We start from the raw sequence: 5,131 nt of genomic DNA on the forward strand, positions 1-5,131 counted from the left end.
ATGAAATTGAAGAAGAAGTCTTGAAATTTGCATCTCGTGGCAAGAGAATTTCAGTGCCTGCAAGTTCAGCAAACCTTGGACCTGGCTTTGATGCCCTGGGACTAGCCCTCGGACTTTATAACACTTGTGAATTTAAAAAAACATCTGATAAAGATCTTTTTGAAAAAAATCTTAAAGATAATTTAATATATAAGGCTTACAAATATGCCTTTGATTTTTACGAAAAAGAAATAATTCCTGTGGAATTTGATGTAAATACAAATATTTTCTTATCAAGAGGTCTTGGTTCATCAGCAGCTTGTATAGTGATGGGAATAATGGCTGCCTTTTCTGTCATGGATAAAGAATTTGATAAAAAAGAAATTTTAAAGATTGCAACAGAAATTGAAGGACACCCAGACAATGTTTCACCTGCTATCTTTGGCAATGCAAGTGCAGCAATTTTAAAAAAACAAGAAGTTTTTGTAGAAAAATTTGAAATCTCAAATAATTTTAAATTCTTGGCAATCATTCCTGACTTTAAACTTCCAACAAAATTAGCAAGAGAAGCCCTTCCACAAACTTACACAAAAGAAGATGCTGTCTTTAATATCTCTAGAGTTTCTATGCTTATTTTATCTTTAATATCAGGAAATGAAGAAAATCTAAAAACTGCCCTTGAAGATAAAATTCACGAACCCTACAGATTAAAACTAATTCCAGAAATTGATGAAATCGAAAAAATAATTGCTGACTCCCCTGCCATTGGTCACTACCTAAGTGGTGCTGGTTCAACTATAATGGTGATTTTAAAATCTAGTGATAGAAAGTCAGAAAAACTTATAAAAAGTAAATTGGAAAAACTATCAGCTAGTTACAAAGTTATGCCAGTAGAAATTGATAAAAGAGGAGCCTTCTTAATTTAAAAATTTTAAAAAAATAAAGGTCGCATTGTCGACCTTTTTCTTTTTTTATAGGACAATTTCTGGTATTATTAACTTAAAATAAAATGTGAAAGGAGTAAGTATGAAAAATTTTAAGGTTAAAGACCTTGTCATAACATCACTTTTTATTGCACTTGTCTATATATTCACTTGGATAGTAAAAATCCAACTTCCCTTTTCCCCAAATGGAGGTTTGATTCACTTGGGCAATGTCCCCTTTTTCCTTGCAGCAATATTTTTTGACAAGCGAGTTGGAATGACAGCAGGTGCTCTTGGAATGGGTCTATTTGATTTCACAAGTGGTTGGGTTCTTTGGTCACCCATGACAGTAATTTCAGCACTTATTATGGGCTACATTTTAAACAAAATGAATTACAAAAAATTAAATATTAAAAATTTAATTTTGTCCTTTGTGCTTGTAGCTATAGTGAAAGTTCTAGTTTATTACATAGGAGAAATTTTCATCTTGTCATCATTTATTGCACCTCTTGCCTCAATACCAGGCAACTTAATTCAAATTGCAGTTTCATCTGTAATTGTCCTAATCGTTTTAAAACCAATGGAAAAAGTTTTTAAAAATTTTTAAACTAAAAAACGTAAAAAAAAGATAGCTAACTGAGTAAAACTAAAATCATTTTTAGTCCTAACTTCAAAAGCTATCTTTCTTTTTTATAAAATTTTAAAAATTATCTTGGATAATTACGTCCCTATTTTTATTTATGTCTTCAGCTTTTTTTAACATTCTTTCTAAATCTTCTTCATCAAAATCATAGACCTTGTCGCAGAAGTAGCAATTTACTTCAGCTTTTTTGTCTTCTTCTAAAATTTTACCAATTTCCTTTGGACCAACAGATACAATTGCATCTTCAACTTTTTCACGTGAACAGTTGCACTTGTATTCTATTTCTCTTTTTTCAAGAACTTTGTAGTTCATGTCTCCCATTAAAATTTCAATTAACTTTTCTGCATCGTGATACTCGTCAATCACTGAAGTCACATTGTTAAGTTTTTTCAAATTTTCTTCAAGTTTTGCAATTTCTTCTTCTCTGCAATCTGGCATAAGTTGAACTATAAAGCCGCCTGCCGCCTTAATTGAATAATCAACATCAACTAAAACACCAAGACCTACTGCAGATGGAACTTGATCAGATTGTAAAAAATAAACTGCAAGATCTTCTGCAATTTCGCCACTAGTAAGATTTACTGTTCCAGTGTAAGGTTTTTCATTCCTGTGTCCATAACAAGAGTTAAATTTCCTTGACCAACTGCACCAGCAACATCAATTTTGCCATCAGATTCTCTTATAGGAAGATCTGCTGATGGATTTGTCACATATCCTTTCACAAAGCCGTCATTTTTGCAAGTTGCAACAACAGACCCAGCTGGACCATTTCCGTTAATGGAAAGAGTTATTGAGTCCTTTTCATTTTTTTGCCAAGAACCAATAATTGCTGTGGCAGTAAGAACTCTACCTAGAGCTGCCGAAGTAGTCTTTGATAATTTGTGAATCTTTGCTGCCTCTTCCACAACATCAGTTGTTATAGCAGCAGAAATTTTTATAGTTTCTGTATCATCTATTGCTCTTAAAATATATCCCATTTAAATCACCGTTTACTATTATAACAGTTTTTAAGTAAAAATGGTGTATTTTAAAGCTTTTGAGGAATTTTAATTATTTTTCAAATTAGTAAAATTTTTAAAATTTTATAGAAACGTTGTCTTTATATATTTTATTTAATATAATATATTCAATATATAAGCAGCTTGACTGCCAAAATAGTTAGGAGGAATTTAATTGAATAAGAAGTTTGAAAAATTGATTTTAGTTTTTTGCTTATTTTTTAGCCTAGTGACTTTAAATGCATTTGCTAATAATGAAATCAAGTTATGGATTGACGGCAATTATGTAGAATCAGATGTCGCACCCTTTATAGAAGAAAGTAGAACTCTTGTGCCACCTAGAGTGATTTCAGAAAATTTGGGTCTTGATGTAGAATGGATGCCAGAAGAGAAACAAGTAATTATTTCTCAAGGTGAAGATTATTTTGTTTTCTTAATTGGTGAAAACTTTTATAGCAAGGGCGACATAAAGATGGAAATGGATGTTGCACCAAAAATAATAGCTGACAGAACTTTTGTGCCTATTAGAGTTATCGCAGAACTTTTTGACAAAGAAGTCAATTGGGACAATGCAAATAGAACTGTAGTAATTGGAAGTGGATATGACTTCACTTTACAAAATAAGGAAGCTACTCCTAAAAAAGAGGAAATTAAAAAAACCGAAAAGACTGTTGAAACTAATACAAGTGAAAAAAGTGCTGAAACTAATAAAACTGCAAATGTGAATACCTTAGTTGGTAATCCTATTGGCAATGGAAATAATTTTAATACTTATAATATTCCAACAAATGCAAAATATGTTGGGAATTCAAATAGTTCTAAATTTCACAGAGGAAGTTGCGGATCTGTTAATAAAATCGCAGAACACAACAGAGTTATTTTTAACTCTCGTGAAGAAGCAATAAATTCTGGTTACCAAGCATGTAAAAGGTGTCATCCTTAAAAGTATGCTTTCTGTTATCCTTAAAAATAGGTATTCTGTGATCCTTAAAAATATGCTTTCTGTCATCCTTAAAGGTTTACTTTCTTATAAGAGAATTTAAAAATTTAATTTATCTACTAAAAATGGCCTCCTACATGGAAGCCATTTTTTTAATGTATTTTATTTTTGTGCGACTATTGTATATCTCGAAGTTTTATCACTTACTTCTTTAAATTCATAATCATCATAAACTTCTATTTCTTTAAATCCAATTTCTTCTAAAAACTTTTTTACATAGGATAAGTCGTATGCCCTCTCAAGGTGTTCTTCATAAAACCTCTTATAATTGTTGTCATCAGTATTTCTAAAAAAATTAACTCCATAAGTGTTTAAATTCTTTTCTTCATCAAAAATATTTTCCCAAATATAAAAGACGTCTTCGACTTCATCAACTGTTACTGGATCAATATTTTTAAACTTGTACTCTGTATTTAGGTCGAATATAAAAATTCCATCATCTCTTAGGTGCTTGTAAGCTGATTTTAGAGCTGACTCGAAATCTTCTTTTTCTGTTAGATAATTTAAGCTGTCGCCAACAGAAACAATTGCATCATAAGTTGATGGAGCAGAAAAAGCTGCCATATTTTGTTTAAATAGTTTTAAATTTCTACTTCTAATTTTATTTTCACAGACACTTAACATATCTTCTGACAAATCAAAGGCGTGGACTTTGTAGTCCTTGACCAACTTTTCTGTCAGTCCTCCTGTCCCACAAGCCATTTCCAAAATTAAGTTAGCTTCTAGAGATTTTTTCCCTAGAAGCTCTCTTATAAATTTATAAATTTTTTCATAATCAAGATCATACATGAGCTTGTCGTAAAAATAAGCAAAATCTCCGTACATCATGATCTACTTTCAATCTCCTTTAAAATTTCTTGAAGAACTTTTGACGAATTTTCATGGAAAACAAAATCTGCTCGCCTGTCCATTGGTGTAGGATCATTATTTATTATAATTAAATGATCGACATAATTTGGCAAGAAATTTACTGGAGAAACTGTAAGAGATGAGCCCACAACAATTAAGGTATCAGTTGAATCAAGTTCTCTTGCTCCTCTTTCAAAATCATCTGGCATCATATCTCCAAACATCACAACATTTGGTCTTATTACTCCGCCACATTTATCACACTTAGGTGGGATTTCTCCTCTTTCAACTCTTTCACGCATTAGGGCAAAGGGATATTCTTTTCCACAAGACATACAATGAGTGCCACGAGTTTCTCCGTGAACTTCATATATATTTTTTGAACCTGCCTTTGCGTGAAGGTTATCTATATTTTGTGTAATAATTCCAGATAAATATCCAAGCTCTTCCATCTTTGCAAGGGCCTTGTGACCATCATTGGGTTCTTGGTCATTTAAGTCTTCTAAAATTTTATAGCCTTCTTTATAAAAAATTTCTGGATGATTTATTAGTCTGTCCTTTGAAAGGGCAAGTGTTGGATCCATCTTGGAATAATATCCAGTAGATGATCTAAAATCAGGAATGCCTGAATCTGTAGAAATTCCTGCACCTGTTAGGGCAAAAACTTTTTTTGATTTTAAAATTAATTCTGCTGTCTTCTTTTATTTTATCCATAATCCCATCTACCTTAAAAAACATG

General features: G+C 31.5%; 5 protein-coding genes and 1 pseudogene. 3 read left to right on the plus strand and 3 right to left on the minus strand.

Annotation, left to right across the window (positions count from 1 at the left end):
* Together thrB and HGPT_RS04570 are read left to right on the plus strand one after the other, a co-directional pair.
* The coding region (gene thrB / locus HGPT_RS04565; RefSeq protein WP_019138676.1) for a homoserine kinase at positions 1-905 on the plus strand (905 nt) is incomplete at its 5' end.
* 100 nt (positions 906-1,005) lie between these two features.
* A complete protein-coding gene (locus HGPT_RS04570) occupies positions 1,006-1,509 on the plus strand; it encodes an ECF transporter S component (protein WP_019138677.1) in 504 nt (167 codons plus the stop codon).
* 93 nt (positions 1,510-1,602) lie between these two features.
* Here HGPT_RS04570 and hslO read toward each other — a convergent pair.
* A pseudogene (gene hslO, locus HGPT_RS04575) lies at positions 1,603-2,522 on the minus strand (Hsp33 family molecular chaperone HslO).
* Between the two features lie 196 nt (positions 2,523-2,718).
* Here hslO and HGPT_RS08680 point away from each other — a divergent pair.
* A complete protein-coding gene (locus tag HGPT_RS08680) occupies positions 2,719-3,486 on the plus strand; it encodes a copper amine oxidase N-terminal domain-containing protein (protein WP_019138678.1) in 768 nt (255 codons plus the stop codon).
* A 159-nt stretch (positions 3,487-3,645) separates the two neighbouring features.
* Here the strand turns inward: HGPT_RS08680 and HGPT_RS04585 are convergent, their stop codons facing one another.
* Both HGPT_RS04585 and HGPT_RS04590 read right to left on the minus strand, forming a co-directional pair.
* A complete protein-coding gene (locus tag HGPT_RS04585; RefSeq protein WP_019138679.1) occupies positions 3,646-4,371 on the minus strand; it encodes a class I SAM-dependent DNA methyltransferase in 726 nt (241 codons plus the stop codon).
* Positions 4,368-5,075 carry an SIR2 family NAD-dependent protein deacylase gene (locus tag HGPT_RS04590; protein WP_051007892.1) on the minus strand — a complete coding sequence of 236 codons (708 nt, stop codon included), beginning with the start codon at positions 5,073-5,075 and terminating at the stop codon, positions 4,368-4,370. Before HGPT_RS04590 ends, HGPT_RS04585 begins: the two co-directional genes overlap by 4 nt.
* Positions 5,076-5,131: the final 56 nt, after the last annotated feature.

The organism is Peptoniphilus timonensis JC401, assembly GCF_000312025.1.
Lineage (GTDB): Bacteria > Bacillota > Clostridia > Tissierellales > Peptoniphilaceae > Peptoniphilus_A > Peptoniphilus_A timonensis.